The sequence below is a fragment of the Gluconacetobacter takamatsuzukensis genome (genome assembly GCF_014174275.1).
In the GTDB taxonomy this organism is placed as follows: Bacteria; Pseudomonadota; Alphaproteobacteria; order Acetobacterales; family Acetobacteraceae; genus Gluconacetobacter; species Gluconacetobacter takamatsuzukensis.
In genome coordinates, this window is sequence record NZ_JABEQK010000007.1 from 155125 (window position 1) to 175021 (window position 19897).

The following is a 19897-nucleotide window of genomic DNA, read 5'->3' on the forward strand; positions in this document are numbered from 1 at the left end:
ATCGTGATGCGCTTTCCCGCCCGGCTGATGCGCGGCACCGCAGCCCCGCTGGGGGCGACATGGGACGGTCTGGGCGTCAATTTCGCGGTCTTCTCGGCCAATGCGCACCGGATCGACCTGTGCGTGTTCGACCCCTCCGGCCGGCGCGAGGTCGCACGGTTCGAACTGCCCGAACGCACCGACGAGGTCTGGCACGGCTACCTGCCCGACGCCCGGCCCGGCCTGCTGTACGGCTACCGCGCCTACGGCCCCTACGAACCGCTGCGCGGCCACCGCTTCAACCCGCACAAGCTGCTGGTCGATCCCTACGCCCGCGCGCTGCACGGGGCGCTCAGCTGGTCGGACTCGCTGTTCGGCTACCGCGTCAACTCGCCGCGCGGCGACCTGTCGATCGACCGGCGCGACAGCGCGCCCGCCATGCCCAAGAGCGTCGTCACCAACGACGCCTTCAACTGGGGCGACGACCGGCTCCCCCGCGTGCCGTGGGACCGCACGGTGATCATGGAGGCCCATGTGCGCGGCCTGTCGATGCGCCGCAACGACCTGATGCCGGTCGAACGCGGCACCTTCCGCGCCCTGTCCGACCCGCGGCTGATCGATCACCTGCTGCGCCTGGGCGTCACGGCGCTGGAACTCATGCCGGTCCATTCCTTCCTCAAGGACCGGTTCCTGCTGGAACGCGGATTGACCAACTACTGGGGCTACAACACGCTGTCCTTCTTCGCCCCCCAGGCCGGCTACCTGGCCGAGGGCTCGCCGCACGAAATCCGCACCGCCATCCGCCGCCTGCACGCGGCGGGCATCGAGGTGATCCTGGACGTGGTCTACAACCATACGTGCGAGGGCAGCGAGCTCGGCCCCACCCTGTGCTATCGCGGGCTGGACAACGCCGTCTATTACCGGCTGGTGCCGGAGGACGAACGCCACCTCATCAACGACACGGGCTGCGGCAACACGCTCAACCTGTCGCACCCGCGCGTGTTGCAGATGGTCATGGATTCCCTGCGCCACTGGGCGGTCGATTTCCGCATCGACGGCTTCCGCTTCGACCTGTGCTCCGCCCTGGGGCGCGAAAGCTACGGGTTCGACCCGTTCTGCGGCTTCTTCGACGTGCTGCGCCAGGACCCGGTCCTGTCCACCCGCAAGCTGATCGCCGAACCGTGGGACCCGGGGCCCGGCGGCTACCAGCTCGGCAACCACCCGCCGGGCTTCGCGGAATGGAACGACCGCTACCGCGACACGGTGCGCCGCTTCTGGCGCGGCGACGCGCTCACGCGCGGCGACATGGCGGCCCGCCTCAGCGGCTCGGCCGACGTGTTCGACCGGCGCGGGCGCAGGCCCTGGGCCTCGGTCAATTTCGTGACCTCGCATGACGGTTTCACGCTCATGGACCTGGTCAGCTACACCCACAAGCACAACCTGGCGAATGGCGAGGACGGGCAGGACGGCCATTCCGAAAACCTCGCCACCGGCTGGGGGGCGGAAGGCCCGACCGACGACCCGGCGATCCTGGCGGTGCGCGACCGGGTGCGCCGCGCCATGCTGGCCACCCTGTTCTTCTCGCAGGGCACGCCGATGCTGCTGGCGGGCGACGAATTCGGCCAGACCCAGGGCGGCAACAACAACGCCTATTGCCAGGACAATTCCACGACCTGGCTGGACTGGCCGCTGGCGGCCTCCCCGGCGGGCCAGGCCATGATCGCCTATGTCGCCCGCCTGGCCGCCCTGCGCGCCGCCCACCCGTCGCTGCGCGGCCGCACCTACCTGTACGGCAAGCGCGAAACCGTACCCGGCGTGCTCGACATCGCCTGGTACGACGCCGAGGGCCACCCGATGACATCCGATGCGTGGAACGACGAACATGGAAGAATATTGGGGCTCCTGCGCTCCTGCGCCGATGACGGCGCCGCCGCCGATACCACCTATCTGCTCATGAACGCGGGCGATACCGACACGGACTGCATCCTGCCGCCGATTCCCGGCGCATGGACGCTGCTGCTCGACAGTGTCGACCCCGCCCGGACCGGCGCGCTGTCCGACAGGCTGGCCCGCTGGACGGTCGGCGCCCACGGCGTCGTCCTGCTGGGGTTCACCCCCGACGCACGGCATGCAAAGGGAACGGTCGATGCGTAAGACCCATGCGTTCGCCGGCAGTTTCGGCGCCACCCTGGTCGCGCCGCACCAGACACGCTTCCGCTTCTGGGCGCCTTCCGTGTCCTCGGTCGCAGTGGAAATCGAGGGCCAGCCCCCGGTACCGATGGACCGCCACCCCGACGGCTGGTTCCAGGCCACGGCCCCCTGCGGCGCGGGCGCGCTCTACCGCTACCGGCTCAACCCCCACCTGGCGGTGCCCGACCCGGCCTCCCGCGCCCAGCCGCACGACGTGTCCGGCCCCAGCCAGGTGGTCGACCCCCGCGCGTACGACTGGCAGGCCAATGACTGGCGCGGCCTGCCGTGGGAACAGGCGGTCATCTACGAAATCCATGTCGGCGCCGCCGGCGGGTTTCGCGGCGTGCGCGACCAGCTGGCCCGGCTGGCGGCAATGGGCATCACGGCGGTCGAGCTGATGCCGCTGTCCGAATTCCCCGGCGGCCGCAACTGGGGCTATGACGGCGTGCTGCCCTACGCGCCCGAATCCGCCTACGGCACGCCCGACGAGCTGAAGGCGCTGGTCGACCACGCCCACGCGCTGGGCATGATGATCTTTCTCGATGTCGTCTACAATCATTTCGGGCCGGAGGGCAATTTCCTCGCCGCCTACGCCGCCCCGTTCTTCCATGCCGGCCGCCCGACCCCATGGGGCGACGCCATCGATTTCCGCCAGCCGGCGGTGCAGGCCTATTTCACCGAAAATGCCCTGTACTGGCTCATGGAATACCGTTTCGACGGGCTGAGGCTGGACGCGGTGCAGGCCATCGGCGAGCGCGACTGGCTGGTCGACCTCGCCGCCCATGTCCGCGCGCGCATCGAACCCGGCCGCCACATCCATTTGATCCTGGAAAACGAGAACAACGATGCCGGCCTGCTCCGCGCGGGCTTCGACGCGCAATGGAACGATGACGGCCACAACGCCCTGCACGTCCTGCTGACGGGCGAGAGCGAGGGCTATTACGCGAATTTCGCCCCCGACCCCACCACGCAACTGGCCCGCGTGCTGGCCGAAGGCTTCGCCTTCCAGGGCGAAGAGTTTCCCACCCTGGGCCGCCCGCGCGGCATGCCGACGGCCGGCCTGCCGCCCAGCGCCTTCGTCCTGTTCCTGCAAAATCACGACCAGATCGGCAACCGCGCGATGGGCGAGCGTCTCGGCGTCCTGGCCCCCCGGCAGGCCCTGCGCGCGGCCTACGCGCTCCTGCTGCTGTCGCCGCAGATCCCGATGCTGTTCATGGGCGAGGACTGGGGCTCCCGCCGCCCGTTCCTCTATTTCACCAGCCACCCGCCGATCCTGGGCGACATCGTGCGCGACGGCCGCAGGCGCGAATTCGCGGCCTTCGCCCATTTCAGCGACCCGGCCCGGCGCGAGACGATCCCCGACCCCAACCACCCCGACACGTTCGCCGCCTCGATCCCCGATGCGCAGGAGGCCACATCGACCGAAGGCCGCGCCTGGCTGGCCTACACCGCCACCCTGCTGCACCTGCGCCATGCCCGCATCACCCCCCGCCTGCGCGGCGCCCGGTCGCTGGGGGCACTGGTCGCGGGCCCCGGTGCCGTGGCCGCGCGCTGGCGCATGGGCGACGGCGCCATCCTGTCGCTCGCCCTCAACCTGGGGGCGGAAACGGTCGCCCTGCCGGACTGGGTCGCCGGCCCGGTCCTGTTCCAGGACCCGCCGGCAGCCGGCACGGGCGGCCTCCTGGCGCCCCATTCGGTCACGATCCACCTGGCGGAGCCCGCCCATGGTGGATGACCGCACCCTGCGCGCGCGGGCGCGCCAGGCGGGGCTGTCCACCGCATGGCGCGACGCCGCCGGGGTCTCGCACCGCGTCGGGGTCGATACGCTGCGCAGCCTGCTGCGGGTGCTGGAAGGCGGCCCGGGCGTGGGGGAGGGTGCATTGCCGCCGATGGTGGTGGGGCAGGCGGGCCAGGCCACGCTGCTGCCCCTGCGCGCCCCCTCCGACCGGTTGGCCTTCCGGCTGGAATACGAGGATGGCGGCACGCTCTCCGGCCACGCCACCCGCGCGCGCGACGGCTCCGTCCGCCTGCCCGCCATCGCGCAGCCGGGCTATCACCGGCTGGACATCGCGGGCCGGCGCACGGTGCTGGCCATCGCACCGCCCCGCTGCCGCACGGTGGCCGACGCCACGGGCGGCGCGCGCGCCTGGGGCCTGGCGGTCCAGATCCCGGGCCTGCGCGCCCGGCACGATGGCGGCATCGGCCATTTCGGCGCGCTGGCCGACCTGGCGCGCCAGGCGGCGGGGGCAGGGGCCGACGCGCTGGCCATCAGCCCGGTCCACGCCATGTTCAGCGCCCGTACCGCCCAGTTCAGCCCCTATTCCCCCTCCAGTCGCCTGTTCCTCAACGTGCTGCTGGCCGACATGCGCAGCTGGTTTTCCACCCAGGATATCGGGGCCGCGATGCGCCGCCTGCGCATCCAGCCCCAGGCCACCCATGCGCTGGAGGACGCGCCGCTGATCGACTGGCCCCAGGCCGCCGCCCTGCGCCTGCGCATGCTGCGCGGCCTGTACGACGAGCATATCCGCGCCACCCCCCCGGCCGAGCTGACGGCCTTCGTCGCCGCGCACGGCCGCGCCCTGCATTGCCACGCGGTGTTCGAGGCCTTGCAGGCGCACCAGCTCGCCCGCGGCCCGCGCGGCGGCAACTGGCGCGCCTGGCCCGCCCCCCTGCGCAACCCCGCCAGCCCCGAGGTCGCCCGCTTCGCCGCCGAACGCCATCACGAGGTCGGCTTCCACCTGTTCCTGCAATGGCTGGCGGCCCGCGGCCTGCACGGCGCGGGCCAGGCCGCGCGCGACGCCGGCATGCGCATCGGCCTGATCGCGGACCTCGCCGTGGGCACCGACCCGGCGGGCAGCCAGTGCTGGACCAGCCAGGACGATTTCCTGATCGGCGGCTCGGTCGGCGCCCCGCCCGACCCGCTGGGCCCGCTGGGGCAGAACTGGGGGCTGACCACCTTCTCCCCCTCGGCCCTGCGCGCCCACGGCTACCGCGCCTTCCTCGACACGCTGCGCGCCACGCTCACGCGGCAGGGCGGCATCCGCATCGACCATGTGATGGGGCTGGAACGGCTGTGGGTGATCCCCGAGGGCGCCTCGGCCGCCGACGGCGCCTATCTCTCCTTCCCGGGGCAGGAGCTGATGCGCCTGGTGGCGCTGGAATCGCATCGTCATCAGGCGGTGGTGATCGGCGAGGACCTGGGCACGGTCCCCACCGGCTTCCGCGCCCGCGCGGCCCGGCGCGCGATCATGGGCATGAACGTGCTGTGGTTCCAGCGCGACGCCCAGGGCGCGTTCCTGCCACCCGAAAAATGGGGGACCAACGACGTGGCCATGACGACGACCCACGACCTGCCCACGGTCGCCGGCTGGTGGCAGGCCACCGACATCGCATGGCGCAGGAGCCTGCGCCAGTTCGCCCGCGGCACCCGCGCCGAAGACGCGCTGGCCGCCCGCGCGCGCGACCGCGACGCCCTGTGGGCGGCGGTCCACCCGCCCCGGGAACCCGACCCACCCCCCGTCACGCCGGAGGGCGCGGCCAGGGTGGTCGACGCGGCCACCGGCTTCGTCGCCGCCGCCGCATCCCCGCTGGCGATCCTGCCGCTGGAAGACGTGCTGGGCCTGGCCGAACAGCCCAACCTGCCGGGCACGACCTCCGGCCACCCCAACTGGCAGCAGCGCTATCCGGCCGGCCCGCCGCTGCTCTCGCGGCCCGACGCCGCCCGCAGGCTCGACCTGCTGCGCACCGCGCGGGGCCCGGCATGACCGGCCCGCGCGCCACCGTCCGCCTGCAATTCCACGCCGGCTTCACGCTGGACGACGCAGTGCCGCTGGTCGATTATTTCGCGTCGCTGGGGGTCAGCCACCTCTACGCCTCGCCGCTGCTGGCCGCCCGCCCGGGCTCGACCCACGGCTACGACACGCTGGACTACAGCCGCATCAACCCCGAACTCGGCGGCCACGCGGCCCTGGCCCGGCTGGTGGCGCGCCTGCGCGCACGCGGCATGGGGCTGATCCTCGATATCGTCCCCAACCACATGGCGGTCGGCGGCAGCGGCAATGCGTGGTGGGAGGACGTGCTGGCCTGGGGCCGCACCAGCCCGTGCGCCCATATGTTCGACATCGACTGGTCCCCGCCCGACGACAGCCTGCGCGACCGCGTGCTGCTGCCCTTCCTGGCCGAACCCTATGGCGACTGCCTGGACGGCGGGACGCTGGAACTGCGGCACGCGCCCGACGGCACCTTCGCCTGCTGGCATTACGAACACCGCTTCCCGATCTGCCCCCGCCACTATGCCGACCTCTTCGACCCCGACGACACCCCCGCCCCGATCGCGGACCTGCTGGAGGCACTGCGCACCGCCACCCCCGATACGGCGGCCCCCGCCCTGGCCCGGCTGGCCGGCTGGGCCCGCACGCCCGACGGCACCGACGCCATCGCCCGCGCCCTGGCCTGGATGGCCCCGGCCCACCCCGCCGGCCGCGCCCGCCTGCACGCGCTGCTGGAACGCCAGCATTACCGGCTGGCCTGGTGGCGCACGGCCTCGGACCTGATCAACTGGCGCCGCTTCTTCGACATCACCGGCCTGGCCGGCCTCGCCGTCGAACATCCGGACGTGTTCGACGCCGTGCACCGCACCGTCATCGCCCTCTATGCCGAGGGCCTGATCGACGGCGTGCGCGTCGACCATGTCGACGGGCTGACCAATCCCCACGCCTACTGCACCCGCCTGCACCGCGCGCTGGCCGACGCGGCCCCGCGCCGTCCTCCCCACGCCCCCCCGGGCGCGCCCCTCTATGTCGAGAAGATCCTGGCGGCGGACGAAACCCTGCCCGCCGACTGGCCCGTCGACGGCACCACCGGCTACGATTTCCTCGAACAGGTCGACGTGCTGCTCCACGACCAGCGCGGCGCCGACGCGCTGGACGATCTGTGGGTCTGGGGCGCGGGCGGCGCCACCAGCTTCCATGCCGAGGAACAGGCCACCCGCGCGGCCATGCTCGACGGCACGCTGGCCGCCGACCTCGCCCGCCTGGTCCACGTCCTGTCCGGCGTGGCCCGGCGCGACCCGCACGCCCGCGATTTCACGCCCGCCGCGCTGGACCGCGTACTGCGCCGCATCCTGATCCAGTTTCCCGTCTACCGGACCTACGACCATGACGGCGGCAAGCTGCTGCACGAGGTCTGCCAGTCCGTCCGCCCCGCGCTGGTGGCCGCCCAGCAGCCGGTGCTGGACTGGCTGGCGCGCCAGCTCGGCCCCGGCGGCCCGGCCCAGGCCATCGCCTGCCTCGTGCACCTCACCGCCCCGCTGGCCGCAAAGGCGGTGGAAGATACGGGCTTCTACCGCTATGGCCGCCTGCTCTCGCGCAACGATGTCGGCACCCATCCCGGCCGGTTCGGCGGCACGGTCGCCGCCTTCCACGCCGCCAATGCCGCGCGCCGGCGCGACTGGCCCCGCGCCATGCTCGCCACCGCCACCCACGACCACAAGCGCGGCGAGGACGCCCGCGCCCGCCTGGCCGTCCTGTCCGAACTGGCGCAGGAATGGGTGCGCGTCGCCACCCGCTGGCGCGATTTCAACGCCCCGCTCCGCCACCGCGCCAGCCCCGACCGCGCCGACGAGCTGATCCTCTACCAGACCCTGCTCGGCGCCTGGCCGGTCGGGGACCGCCCGCTGGAACAGCGTATGACGCCGGACTTCCACGATCGCGTGGCCGCCTGGCAGCTCAAGGCGCTGCGCGAGGCCAAGCGCCACACAAGCTGGATCGACCCCAACCCGGCCTACGAGCAAGCCTGCGCCGCCTTCCTCGCCGGCCTGCTCTCCCCGGACCCCGAAAACCGCTTCCCCCGGATGATGGACGCCTTCGCCGGCCGGATCGCCCCCCCCGGCGCGCTCAACGGCCTGGCGCAAACGCTGCTGCGCCTGACCAGCCCCGGCATGCCCGACCTCTACCAGGGCTGCGAATTCTGGGATTTCAGCCTGGTCGACCCCGACAATCGCCGCCCGGTCGATTTCCCGGCCCGCATCGCGGCCCTGGCCCAGGGCGCGGATATCGGCACGCTGCTCCCGCACTGGCGCGACGGCCGCGTGAAACAGGCCCTCATCGCCGCAATCCTGCGCTTTCGCGCCACCCACCCCGACCTGTTCGCGACGGGCGCCTACCGCCCCGTCCGGGTCCTGGGCACACGGCGCCAACACCTGCTCGCCTTCGCCCGCGTCATGCCCGGCATCACGATGCTGGTCATCGCCCCGCGCCTCCCCGCCGCCCTGATGCCCGACCCGACCGACCTGTCCTGCCCCGCCATGCTCTGGCGCAGCACGACCCTGGACTGGCCCGACGCCCCCCCCGGCCCCTGGCGCTCGCTCCTCCACCCCGGCCGCACGCTCGACCGCGCGGCAGTACTGGACCTCGCCATGCTCGCCGGCAGCGCCCCGCTCGATGTTCTCGTCACGGCCTGACCTGTCGGGGGCCTCACCACCGGCGTTCCAGCAGCAGCGCCTGCTCCGCCCCCACGCGGATCGGCCCGGCCGGCAGAAACCCCGTCTTCTCCGCCACGCGGAGCGAGGGCCCGTTCTCCGGGTCCACCAGGCACACCGCCCGCCGATGCGGCGTCATGCGGTCCAGCCAGTCCAGCGCGCCGCGCAGGGCCTCGGTCGCATAGCCCCGGCCATGGGCCCACGGCGCCAGCACCCAGCCGGCCTCGGGCACGCCGCCCAGCACCGGGTCGGTATCGCGCCTGAAATCGGCAAACCCCACATCGCCCACATACCGGTCCCCGTCGCGGGTACGCACGCACCAGTAGCCAAACCCCAGCACCGCCCACAGGCCGCGATAGCGCAGCAGCCGCGCCCAGCTTTCCTGCGCGGTGGCCGGCTTGCCGCTGATATGGCGCACCACGGCCGGGTCGGCCCACATCTCGGCCAGCGGCCCGAAATCGGCGCTTTCGTGCAGCGCTAGGCGCAGCCGGTCGGTCTCGACCATGGGGCGGGAGGGCTCGGGCATCGTCATCCTTCCATGCGGCACGCGGCGATCATCCCGCGGATATTGCACGGAAAGGCCGCACCGGGCACGGGCAGGGGGTTCCCCTTTCAAAATAACTTCACTGTTTCTGCCCCCGATTTTCCGCCGAATGTCGCGCAATCACGGCGCTTTCGGCCAAAAAGGGGATCACCTTGTCCGACACAACCGCACCGCGCAGTCATTTTCTGCGCCCCAGAATGGACAGTGGGGGAACCCCCGCGTTCAGGATCTTCTTCCTGGCCGTGCTGGCCTGCGCGCTGGGCTTCGTCGGCTACAGCGTCCTGGCCGACCTGCGGGCGGCGGGCGGGCACGGGCTGGCCGTCGGGGCGTTCGCCCTGCTGGCGCTGGCGCTGCTGATCGCGCTGGGCTTCGAATTCGTCAACGGCTTCCACGACACGGCCAACGCCGTCGCGACCGTGATCTACACCAACAGCATGCCGCCCATGGTGGCGGTGGTGTGGTCGGGCCTGTGGAACCTGCTGGGCGTCCTGGTCTCGTCCGGCGCCGTCGCCTACAGCGTGGTCACGCTGCTGCCGGTCGAACTCATCCTCCAGGTCGGCAGCGGCGCGGGCTACGCCATGATCTTCGCGCTGCTGGTCGCCGCCATCGTCTGGAACCTCGCAACCTGGGCCATGGGCGTGCCCAACAGCTCCTCGCACGCCCTGATCGGCTCGATCATGGGGGTGGGCATCGCCAACCAGCTCATGGCCCCCGCCGGCGCCGCGACCTACGGCGTCGACTGGTCGCAGGTATCCAAGGTCTTCAGCGCCCTGCTGTTCAGCCCGCTCTGCGGCTTCGTGCTGTCCATGGCCCTGTTCTGGCTGTTCCGCGTCCTGGTGCGCAACCGGACCCTGTTCGAAACGCCCGAGGGCCACACCCCCCCGCCGCTATGGATTCGCGGCCTGCTGATCGGCACCTGCACCGGCGTCTCCTATTTCCACGGCGGCAATGACGGGCAGAAGGGCATGGGCCTGATCATGCTCATCCTCATCGGCGCGGCCCCCACCGCCTACGCGCTCAACCGCGCGATGCCGGAATCCGCCATGCCGGCCTTCGTCCAGTCGGCCGGCGACGCGGCGGGCATCTTCCGCCATCACATGACGGGCCCCGGCACCGACGATGTCGCGGCAGCCCGCGCGCGCGTGACGGCGGCCCTGCGCGACCGCAAGGTGGCCGACGGCCAAGTCTACGCCGCGCTGGCCGTGCTGTCCGACGACATCGCGGGCGCGGTCAAGGGCTATCGCAGCCTCGACGCCATCCCCGCCGCCCAGGTGCCCAACGTCCGCACCGACATGTACCTGGTGTCCGACGCAATCCGCGTGCTGGGCAAGACCAGCGCCTTCGAAGGCACCGAGGCCGCCGGCCTCACGCATTTCATGGCGCAGCTGAACGCCGGCACGCGCTTCATCCCCACCTGGGTCAAGGTCGCCGTCGCGGTGGCACTGGGGCTGGGCACGATGGTGGGCTGGAAGCGCATCGTCGTCACGGTGGGCGAGAAAATCGGCAAGACGCACCTCAACTACGCCCAGGGCGCCTCGGCCGAACTGGTGGCAATGGGCACGATCGGCCTGGCCGAGGGCTACGGCCTGCCGGTCTCCACCACCCATATCCTCTCCAGCGGCGTGGCCGGCACCATGGCGGCGGCGGGCTCGGGCCTGCAATGGCGCACGCTGCGCACCATGGCCATGGCCTGGGTCATCACCCTGCCGGCCGCGATGTTGATCAGCGGCGTGCTGTTCTTTATCCTGAGGCATGTCTTCTGATCCGAGGCCATGACGGCGAAAAGCCGTGCGCAACGCCGCTCCGCCGGCGACCCGGGGCATGTCCTCCATGCCCCGGCCCCCACGGCCCGCAATGCCGCCCGGGCCCTGTGCCGGGCGGCGGCCCTCCTGGCCATGCTCTCCCCCCTGGCACCCGGCGCCGCCCGGTCCGCCACCACGCCGCAGGTCACCGACATCCTGCCCTCCGGCGTGCCGCTCCCCCCGCCGACCCCGGTGGAAGTCCAGCCCTCCGACGACCCCACCACCGAACTGCTGGGCAATGCCGGCGGCGTCCGGCCGTGGCTCGCGCGCCACGGCATCCGCATCAACGTGCAGGATGTCGAGGAACTCTGGGGCCTCGCCGCCGGCGGCCTGCATCCCGGCCCCACCTATGACGGCATGACGGCCGTCACCCTGATGGTCGATACCGAGCGCAGCCTGGGCTGGCGCGACGGGCTGCTCAACATCAGCGCGCTCCAGATCCGCGGCCGCTCCCTGACGGGCGAGCGCCTCGGCGCCCTCAACACCGCCAGCGGCTACGATGCCGGCCGCTCGACCCGCCTGTTCGAACTCTGGTACGGCCAGGGCTTCTTCAACGACCGGCTGGATATCCGCGTGGGGTCGATCGACCTCGATACCGAATTCCTGGTCAGCCAGAACGCCTCGTTCTTCCTCAATGCCAGTTTCGGCTGGCCGCTCTCCACCTCCAGCAACCTCTATTCCGGCGGCCCGTCCTGGCCCTTCTCGGCCCTGGGGGCCCGGGCGAAATGGATGCCCATCGACCAGCTGGTGCTGATGGGCGCCATCACCGACGACAACCCGACGCGCGGCCCGTTCTACAGCACCATCGCCCCCACCCAGCGCGACCCCTCGGGCACCGCCTTCTCCACCAGCGGCGGCACCCTCTTCATCGGCGAGGCCCAGTTCTCCGGCGACGTCGCCCGCTGGACCGCCGGCAAGGACGCCCCCAGCCTGCCCGGCACATGGAAGGTCGGCGGCCTCTACGACACCGGCCGCTTCCCCGACCAGCGCTACGACAGCCGCGGCGGCCTGCTGGCCTCCCCCGACAGCACGGGCCAGCCCCTCTACCATCACGACAACTGGATGCTGTACGTGGTGGCCGACCAGATGATCTGGCGCGCCGCGAAAGGGTCGAACGAGACCATCAATGTCTTCATGCGCGCCACCACCAACGACGGCTCGCGCAACCGCTTCGCGACCGAAATCCAGGGCGGCGTGACCTTCGACGGGCTGGTCCCCGGCCGCGGCGACGACACGATCGGCGTCGCCTGGGGCACCGGCTTCTACGGCAGCCGCGCCATCGGAAACGCGCGCGACGCCATGCGCCTCGGCACCAGCCTGGCCGGCGCGCTCAAGCCCGAACAGCATGTCGAAGTCACCTACCAGGCCGCCGTCACCCCCTACCTCATCCTCCAGCCCGATTTTCAGTATTTCTGGCATGTCGGCGGCACCAGTTTCGACCCCCAGACCGGCCACCCCATCGCCAACGGTGTCGTGCTAGGCCTAAACCTGACCACCACCTTCTGAGCCTGCCTGTAAATGGGCGTTGGTGGCGATCCGACGCGCGTTCCCTGTGCTCCGGTGCTCACGGCCATATAGGCCGCTCCGCTCCGGTGCTCGGGAACACACGACGGGCGCAGCCCTTCGGGCTACTCTCGCTTACCAACCCCCATTTCCAGGCAGGCTCATCTCGCCTGTCCGTAAATGGGCGCTGGCGGCGATCCGACGCGCGTTCCCTGTGCTCCGGTGCTCACGGCCATTCAGGCCGCTCCGCTCCGGTGCTCGGGAACACACGACGGGCGCGGCCCGTTGGGCCGCTCTCGCTCACCAGCCCCCATTTCCGGACAGGCTCATCGCGGCACGGGCTGGGATTTCATGAAAATTTCAAGGCGCGGGGCTTTGGAAAACCCTATTCCGGGCGGTGGGCGCATGGGCGCGGGCGGAAGAGAGAGAGTGCGACGATGGATGACGAGGATCTGGGCAGCCTGTCGGCGGAAGAGCGCGAGCGCGTGCAGATGCGCCGCGAACTGATCGACGACCTGGACGAGGAATTCGAACTCTCCCTGGAGGAAGAAGCAATCGGCGGCAGGCTCGATGCCGCCGACCGCGCATTCCGCCGCGTCTATTTCCGCGAACTGGTCCGCCTCCAGGGCGAACTGATCAAGTTGCAGGACTGGGTCAAGGCAACCGGCCACCGCCTGGTCGTGATCTTCGAAGGCCGCGACGCCGCCGGCAAGGGCGGCGCGATCAAGCGCATCACCCAGCGGCTGAACCCGCGCATCTGCCGCGTCGCCGCCCTCCCGGCCCCCAACGACCGCGAGCGCACGCAATGGTATTTCCAGCGCTACGTGGCCCACCTGCCGGCAGCCGGCGAAATCGTCCTGTTCGACCGCAGCTGGTACAACCGCGCCGGCGTCGAACGCGTCATGGGCTTCTGCACCGAAGCGGAATACGAGGAATTCTTCCGCTCGGTGCCCGAATTCGAACGCATGCTCGCCCGCAGCGGCATCCAGATCGTCAAGTTCTGGTTCTCCATCACCGATGACGAGCAGGAGGCCCGCTTCCGCGCGCGGATCGAAGACCCGCTGAAACAGTGGAAGCTCAGCCCGATGGACCTGGAAAGCCGCCGCAGGTGGGAGGACTATACCCGCGCCAAGGAAACGATGCTCGAACGCTCCAGCATCGACGAGGCCCCCTGGTGGGTGGTGCAGGCCGTCGACAAGAAGCGCGCGCGCCTCAACTGCATCGCCCACCTGCTCTCGCTGGTGCCCTACGGCCCGGTCCCCAGGCCCGAGGTCGTACTGCCCGACCGCGTCCACCACCCCGACTACGAACGGCAGCCGACCCCGGATGCCATGATCGTCCCCGCGCGCTATTAGCCGCGCCGCACGCGGCCCCCCGGCGCCCCCGCGCCCACGGGGCCGCCACCCCGGCCCCGACACTCCGGCACCCCACGCCCGCCTTCCGCCCGGCACCGGGCGAACCACCCGCGCCCCTCCGGCGTTGGGGGCAGGGGCTGCTGCCTTCAGGATGCAGAACAGGGTCCTGAGACGAACGGGTTTTGAAGAAAGCCATTAATCAATAACATGGCGGGTCCTCGATGAACGGGGGAGGGAAGGGTGCCTTCCAGCCGGCAGAAAGATCAACCCGCCATAATCGGATGCCGGCCAGGGCACAGTTCCTGCGAACGGTTCTTGTTTACTATCCGGCCGACAGGCCATCGAAGCAATTTTCATTATCCGAATATTAAATTTATGGTAGCCAAAATAAAAATGCTCCCCCATCGGCACCTCTCAGTCAGGTATAAGAGAGATTCACTATGAACAATCACGATCTGTCTGACCTCAAATCCAGGCAAGATTTTATCGGAATGGGCGAACGCGACTGTAGCGCCCTCCGATCTGTTCAGGCTCTCATCGACCGGGAAATGCCCGCGGCGCTGGATAAATTCTACGCCCAGATCCGCCGCAGCCCGCGGACACGCGGCTTCTTTTCCTCCGAAACCCAGATCGACCACGCGAAACACGCGCAGGAGACGCACTGGAAGCGCATCTCCAGCGCCCGTTTCGATAACGAATACGTCAACAAGGTCCGCGGGATCGGCTCCGTCCACGCCCGCATCGGGCTGGAACCCAGCCCCTATATCGGCGGCTACGGAATCATCCTCGACCATCTGCTGCATTCCGTCATCGGCGACCTCCTGTCCGGCGGCTTCCTGTCGCGCACCTCGTCGCGCACGGCGCGCAACGTGGCCGACGTGGTCGGCAGCCTGTGCAAGGCGGTGCTGGTCGAAATCGACCTCACGGTGTCCTCCTACATGGACGACATCAACAAGGCCCGCCTGGCGATGCAGGCGGAACAGGACCGCCGCGCCGAGGAAGACCGCGCGGTGATCGAAACCATCGGCAACGCCCTGACGGCGCTGGCCAAGGGCGACCTCACCCATCGCATCGAGGGCGACGGCATCCCCGAGCGCCTGCACGCGCTCAAGCAGCATTTCAACCAGACGGCCGAAACGCTGGAACACAGCCTGGGCAATATCGCGGTCAACGCGGGCGATATCGTCGTCAACGCCGACGGCATCCGCCAGGGCGCCGAAAACCTCTCCCGCCGCAGCGAGCAGCAGGCCGCAACGCAGGAGGAAATGTCCGCCGCCCTGGGCCAGATCACGCAGCGCGTCACCAGGACGGCCGAGGAAACGCGCAAGGCCGACCAGATGGCCAACATGGCCCGCAGCGATGCCGAGCACGCGGGCAGCGTCGTCCACGGCACGATCGCGGCCATCGCGGAAATCGAGAAATCCTCCCGCGAAATGGCGGGCATCATCGGCATCATCAACGAGATCTCGTTCCAGACCAACATCCTGGCCCTCAATGCCAGTGTCGAGGCCGCGCGGGCCGGCAGCGTCGGCCGCGGCTTCGCCGTGGTGGCCAGCGAGGTCCGCGCCCTGGCGCAGCGCTCCGCCGATGCGGGGCGGGAAATCTCGGCGCTGATCAACCTCTCGGGCGGCCAGGTCAAGTCCGGCGTGGCACTGGTGCACGAGGCCGGCGAGGCCCTGCAACGCATCATGTCGCAGGTCATGCAGATCAACGACGTGGTGACGACCATCTCGGCCTCGACGCAGGAACAGTCGGCCAGCATCAGCCAGCTGAACATCGCCATGGGCGGCCTGGAACAGACGACCCAGAAAAACGCCATCGTGGCCGAGCAGAGCGCCTCGGCGGTGCGCAACCTGGTCGCAACCTCCGACGAGCTGACGCGCATGGTCGCGGGCTTCACCCTCTCGGGCCGGGACAGCCGGGCCACACCGGCACGCAAGAAGCCCAAACTGGCCCTGATCCACACCGATTGAACGCCCCCCGGCGCGGCACCCCCGCGCCCCTCACGCGGGGCCGGCCATCGTCCGGTGCAGAAAGGCGCCGATCTCCTCGGCCATGACGGGCTGGAAGGCGGCGCGGTCGAAGCCCGGCGGGTCCTGCGACGGCGCAAAATCCGGGCGCACCATGTTCGCGGGGAAGGGGCTGAGAAACGAGAAATGCCCCGCCCCCGGCACGCACCGGTTATCGACCAGCGCCGGGTCGGGCACCCCCCGCATCACGATATCGGCCAGCGCCGGCGGCGTCACATCGTCCTCGGCCGCCGTGCGCATCAGAATCGGGCAGCGCACCGCCGACAGCGCGCCGGCCGGGCGAAACCATCCGGTCGCCGGCGCCAGCAGCACCAGCGCGCGCACGTGCCGGTCATGCGTCACGGCAATGCGGCGCGGCGGGTCGTCCGCGCCGCGCCCCCCGCTCCAGGGCTGCCCGCCCGCCGCCGCCAGCACCGTATAGGTGCCCAGCGAATGGCCGATCAGCGCCACCCGCCCGGGCCGCAGGGCAGGGCCCACCACCGGGTCGGCAAAGGCGGCGGCAATGCTCAGGCACACATGCCGGGGGCGGTTTTCCAGATTGGCCTGCGTGCGGGCCAGCCCGTCATCGTTCAGGCTGTTGCCGGGATGTTTCGGCATGGCGATCACGAAGCCGCGCGCCGCCAGCGCCATCGCCAGGTCGCGATAAACCCAGGGCGACCCCCCATTGCCGTGCGACAGCACGACCAGCGGCCGGTCGCCCCCCGCCACCGGGCCGTCGCTCAGGGGCAGGAAATAGGGGCCGAACCGGCGCCGCTGGGGCGTCCCGGCGGCGGGGTACAAAATCGCCAGCGCAATCGCCGCATCCTGCACCGCATCGTGGACCGTCAGGCCGCGATAGCCCACCGTGTGCGCAGCACGCCCCGCCGCGTCCGCGTGGCTCTGTTCCATCCCTGCTCCTTTCCGCGCCCGCCATGGGGCCATCCGCGCACCATGCCGATATCGGGCAGGCCGGGCCAGCGGCGGCGCCGCATTGCCCGCGTGCCGGCGCCGAATGGGTGCGCCCCGCTTCCGTTCGGCGTCGAAACGGTTAAAACGGTCTCGTGAAGCCGCCCGGCCCCGCACCCGCTTGCCCGCCCGGGCAGATCGTCTATTCGCAACGGGAACCCACCACCCTCTCGCGCCCGGGCGCGACCGGGGCGGTCCCGCAACCCCATTGCCCCATGCGCCGATCACCTGTCAGGACCCTCATGCCCTCTGCCCCTTCTTCCGTTTCCTCGCGGCCCACGCGGTCTTCCTCCTTCGCCGTCGTGGTCGCGATCGAATTGTGGGAGCGGTTCGGCTATTACGGCATGCAGGCCGTGCTGCTGCTGTTCATGGTGCGCCAGCTCGGCATGGCCGATGCCCGGGCCAACCTGCTGATGGGCGCCTTCGCGGCCATGGCCTATGCCCTGCCGGTGGTCGGCGGCTGGGTGGGCGACCGGGTGCTGGGGTCGCGCCGGGCCATGCTGCTGGGCGCCACCTGCATGATGGGCGGCTATGCCGCGCTGGCGGTGGCCACGGTCCATGTGGGGCTCATGACGCTGGCCATGGCGCTGATCGCGACCGGCAACGGGTTCTTCAAGCCCAACGCCGCCAACCTGGTCCGCCGCATCTACGAAGGCGACGACACGGCGCTCGATTCCGCCTTCACTCTCTACTACATGGCCGTCAATGTCGGCTCCACGGCATCGATCCTGCTGACCCCCGTGTTGCAGGACCATTTCGGCCCGGCCGCCTCCTTCGCCACCTGCTCCGGCGGGCTGCTGTTCGGCCTGTGCGTCTATACGGTCCTGCGCAGCCGGCTGCGCCATGTCGGCTCGGCGCCCGATTTCCTGCCATTGGCGGCGGGCCCGGTGGCCTGCCTGCTGCTGGGCATGGCGGCCACGATCACGGGCCTGCACCTGGTCCTCGACCGCCCCTCCGTGGCGCGGGCCTGCGTGTGGCTGGCCGCGCTGGCGGTGCTGGCCATGTGGGCGGTCATCTACCGCCGCGCGGCCCCGGCCCAGCGCCCGGGCCTGCGCATGGCCTACATGCTGTCGATCCAGGGCATGATCTATTTCGTGTTCTACCAGCAGATCGCAACGTCGCTGACCCTGTTCGCCCTGCGCGCGGTGCGCGGCGACGTCACGCTGGGCGGGTTCACGCTGTTTCACATGTCGGCCGGCCAGTTCCAGGCCCTCAACCCGATCTGGATCATGGTGGCCAGCCCCATCCTGGCCTTCCTCTACCGCCGCCTGGCCCGGCAGGGGCGCGACCTGCCGATCGCGCGCAAATTCGTCCTCGGCTACAGCCTGGTCACGCTGGCCTTCGTCATCTGGTGGCTGGGCGCGCTGTCGGGCGGCACCGGGCTGGTCTCGCCCTGGTTCATGGTCGCGGCCTATTGCGCGCTGGCGGTGGGCGAACTGCTGGTCGGCGGGCTGGGCCTGGCCGTGATCGCCCGCTACGTCCCCGCCGCCATGGGCGGGTTCATGATGGGCTCGTACCTGCTGGCCATGGGCGTTGCCATGTATGTCGGCAGCATGGTCGCCAACCTCGCCGCCGGCGCCCCCACCCACCCGGCGGCAGGGGCCCAGGCCTATGCCGGCCTGTTCCTCACCCTTGCCATCGCCGCCGGCCTGATCGTGGTCCTGTTCGCGGCCCTGCTGCCGCTGGCACGGCGGTGGGATCGCCAGCATGTCGCGGCTTCCGTTCCTTTTTGAAAAAAAGAACCAAAAAACGTCCGATCCGTTCGGCAGCCTTGGGCCTGCACCCTCAGCGGCTGCCAAACGACCGGGGCCAGGGCAGCGCCCTGGCCTGACCCGGTCTCAGAGGCTGGCTTCCAGCACGCGCCGGCTGACATCCAGCGTCACATCCTGGTGTTCGCCCAGCGCCGTCATGCCATGCTGTTCCAGTTGCCCGATCACCCCGTCGATGGTCTCGGTGCCCAGCCCGTAGGCCGACAGGCGGGTCGGAATGTCCAGGCTTTCGAAGAAGGCCCGCGTCCGCGCGATCGCGGCATCGATCCGCTCGTCCTCGGTGCCCTCGCGCAGGTTCCACACCCGCTCGGCATATTGCAGCAGCTTGCCGCGCTTGGCCTCGCGGCGCACGCGCAGCATGGCGGGCAGCACGATGGCCAGCGTGCGGGCATGGTCGATATCGTGGCGCGCCGTCAGCTCGTGGCCGATCATGTGCGTCGCCCAGTCCTGCGGCACACCGGCACCGATCAGCCCGTTCAGCGCCAGGGTCGCAATCCACATCAGGTTCGCGCGCAGATCGTAATCGTGCGGGTCGGCCAGCACCTTGGGCCCGATCTCGATCAGGCTCAGCAGCAGCCCTTCGGCAAAACGGTCCTGCGCCATGCCCCCGGCCGGATAGGTCAGATATTGCTCCATGATGTGCGTAAAGGCATCGGCCACCCCGTTGGCCACTTGCCGCACCGGCAGCGTATAGGTCTTCTCCGGGTCCAGAACCGAGAAGCGCGGAAAGACGTACGGGCTGCCGAAGGCCAGCTTCTCCTTCGTCTCCGCGCGGGAAATGACGCTGAAACTGTTCATCTCCGACCCGGTGGCCGGCAGCGTCAGCACACTGCCGAACGGCAGCGCCCCGGTCACGTCGGCCCCATGGGTGCGCAGGATGTCCCATGCGTCGCCCTCATGGTTCACGGCGGCGGCGACGAACTTCGTGCCGTCGATCACCGATCCACCGCCGACCGCCAGCAGAAAATCCAGCCCCTCGGCACGAATGGCCGCAACCGCCCGCATCAGCGTCTCATAGGTCGGGTTGGCCTCGATCCCGCCGAATTCGCGCACCGTGCGCGCACCCAGCGCGGCACGCACCTCGGCCAGCGTGCCGTTCTTCTCGGCGCTGGCACCGCCATACAGCACCAGCACCCGCGCCTCGGCCGGCACATGGTCGGCAAGCTGCGCGATCGTACCCTTGCCGAACAGGATCCGGGTCGGATTGTAGAATTCGAAATTCTGCATGGTGTCTCCTCGCCGCCGGGCAACCCGGCGCAATCGTGCGCAAGCGGGGCCCGGCCCCGACCTCCGCTCCGGTAA

Annotated in this window: 12 protein-coding genes; 9 read left to right on the forward strand and 3 right to left on the reverse strand. The window is 70.4% G+C overall.

Going from position 1 to position 19897, the window contains the following annotated elements; all coding sequences use genetic code 11:
- Positions 1–3 precede the first annotated feature (3 nt).
- From glgX to treY, 4 genes are read left to right on the forward strand one after another with little or no spacing between them, the layout of a single operon-like run.
- Positions 4–2133 (forward strand): glycogen debranching protein GlgX, encoded by a 2130-nt coding sequence (gene glgX, locus HLH27_RS10675; RefSeq protein WP_408870828.1) that lies wholly within the window; start codon positions 4–6, stop codon positions 2131–2133.
- Complete coding sequence (treZ, locus tag HLH27_RS10680; protein WP_182950011.1) at positions 2126–3904, forward strand: malto-oligosyltrehalose trehalohydrolase; 1779 nt, start codon at positions 2126–2128, stop codon at positions 3902–3904. The genes glgX and treZ overlap by 8 nt, the downstream gene beginning before the upstream one ends.
- The gene (malQ, locus tag HLH27_RS10685; protein ID WP_182950095.1) at positions 3897–5933 is read left to right on the forward strand and encodes a 4-alpha-glucanotransferase; all 2037 of its coding nucleotides are present in this window, start codon (positions 3897–3899) and stop codon (positions 5931–5933) included. The genes treZ and malQ overlap by 8 nt, the downstream gene beginning before the upstream one ends.
- On the forward strand, positions 5930–8629 hold the full coding sequence (gene treY, locus HLH27_RS10690) for a malto-oligosyltrehalose synthase (RefSeq protein ID WP_182950012.1): 2700 nt from the start codon (positions 5930–5932) through the stop codon (positions 8627–8629). Before malQ ends, treY begins: the two co-directional genes overlap by 4 nt.
- Before the next feature lie 13 nt (positions 8630–8642).
- Here treY and HLH27_RS10695 read toward each other — a convergent pair whose 3' ends face one another.
- A complete protein-coding gene (locus tag HLH27_RS10695; protein WP_182950013.1) occupies positions 8643–9173 on the reverse strand; it encodes a GNAT family N-acetyltransferase in 531 nt (176 codons plus the stop codon).
- A gap of 215 nt (positions 9174–9388) precedes the next feature.
- Here HLH27_RS10695 and HLH27_RS10700 point away from each other — a divergent pair, with 215 nt between their 5' ends.
- The 4 genes from HLH27_RS10700 (at position 9389) to HLH27_RS10715 (ending at position 15824) form a co-directional block, all read left to right on the forward strand.
- The gene (locus HLH27_RS10700) at positions 9389–10954 is read left to right on the forward strand and encodes an inorganic phosphate transporter (protein ID WP_182950096.1); all 1566 of its coding nucleotides are present in this window, start codon (positions 9389–9391) and stop codon (positions 10952–10954) included.
- A gap of 9 nt (positions 10955–10963) precedes the next feature.
- Entirely contained in the window at positions 10964–12499 is a 1536-nt protein-coding gene (locus tag HLH27_RS10705) for a carbohydrate porin (RefSeq protein WP_246375755.1), read from the forward strand.
- Positions 12500–12987: 488 nt separating this feature from the next.
- Complete coding sequence (gene ppk2, locus HLH27_RS10710) at positions 12988–13851, forward strand: polyphosphate kinase 2 (protein WP_408870830.1); 864 nt, start codon at positions 12988–12990, stop codon at positions 13849–13851.
- A gap of 440 nt (positions 13852–14291) precedes the next feature.
- On the forward strand, positions 14292–15824 hold the full coding sequence (locus HLH27_RS10715; RefSeq protein ID WP_275943905.1) for a globin-coupled sensor protein: 1533 nt from the start codon (positions 14292–14294) through the stop codon (positions 15822–15824).
- Positions 15825–15854: 30 nt separating this feature from the next.
- Here HLH27_RS10715 and HLH27_RS10720 read toward each other — a convergent pair whose 3' ends face one another.
- A complete protein-coding gene (locus HLH27_RS10720; protein ID WP_182950016.1) occupies positions 15855–16769 on the reverse strand; it encodes an alpha/beta hydrolase family protein in 915 nt (304 codons plus the stop codon).
- Positions 16770–17068: 299 nt separating this feature from the next.
- Between HLH27_RS10720 and HLH27_RS10725 the strand changes: the two genes are divergently transcribed.
- A complete protein-coding gene (locus tag HLH27_RS10725) occupies positions 17069–18559 on the forward strand; it encodes a peptide MFS transporter (protein WP_182950017.1) in 1491 nt (496 codons plus the stop codon).
- 105 nt (positions 18560–18664) lie between these two features.
- Here HLH27_RS10725 and HLH27_RS10730 read toward each other — a convergent pair whose 3' ends face one another.
- Positions 18665–19822, reverse strand: a complete 1158-nt coding sequence (locus tag HLH27_RS10730; RefSeq protein ID WP_182950018.1) for an iron-containing alcohol dehydrogenase — start codon at positions 19820–19822, stop codon at positions 18665–18667.
- Between the last annotated feature and the right edge of the window lie 75 nt (positions 19823–19897).

What these genes read in the sequence shown, in the direction of transcription:
- HLH27_RS10695 (WP_182950013.1), bottom strand. Translation starts at nt 9,173, where the DNA reads ATGCCCGAGCCCTCCCGCCCCATGGTCGAGACCGACCGGCTGCGCCTA.
- HLH27_RS10715 (WP_275943905.1), top strand. Translation starts at nt 14,292, where the DNA reads ATGAACAATCACGATCTGTCTGACCTCAAATCCAGGCAAGATTTTATC.
- ppk2 (WP_408870830.1), top strand. Translation starts at nt 12,988, where the DNA reads ATGCGCCGCGAACTGATCGACGACCTGGACGAGGAATTCGAACTCTCC.
- HLH27_RS10730 (WP_182950018.1), bottom strand. Translation starts at nt 19,822, where the DNA reads ATGCAGAATTTCGAATTCTACAATCCGACCCGGATCCTGTTCGGCAAG.
- treY (WP_182950012.1), top strand. Translation starts at nt 5,930, where the DNA reads ATGACCGGCCCGCGCGCCACCGTCCGCCTGCAATTCCACGCCGGCTTC.
- HLH27_RS10705 (WP_246375755.1), top strand. Translation starts at nt 10,964, where the DNA reads ATGACGGCGAAAAGCCGTGCGCAACGCCGCTCCGCCGGCGACCCGGGG.
- HLH27_RS10725 (WP_182950017.1), top strand. Translation starts at nt 17,069, where the DNA reads ATGCCCTCTGCCCCTTCTTCCGTTTCCTCGCGGCCCACGCGGTCTTCC.
- treZ (WP_182950011.1), top strand. Translation starts at nt 2,126, where the DNA reads ATGCGTAAGACCCATGCGTTCGCCGGCAGTTTCGGCGCCACCCTGGTC.
- HLH27_RS10700 (WP_182950096.1), top strand. Translation starts at nt 9,389, where the DNA reads ATGGACAGTGGGGGAACCCCCGCGTTCAGGATCTTCTTCCTGGCCGTG.
- HLH27_RS10720 (WP_182950016.1), bottom strand. Translation starts at nt 16,769, where the DNA reads ATGGAACAGAGCCACGCGGACGCGGCGGGGCGTGCTGCGCACACGGTG.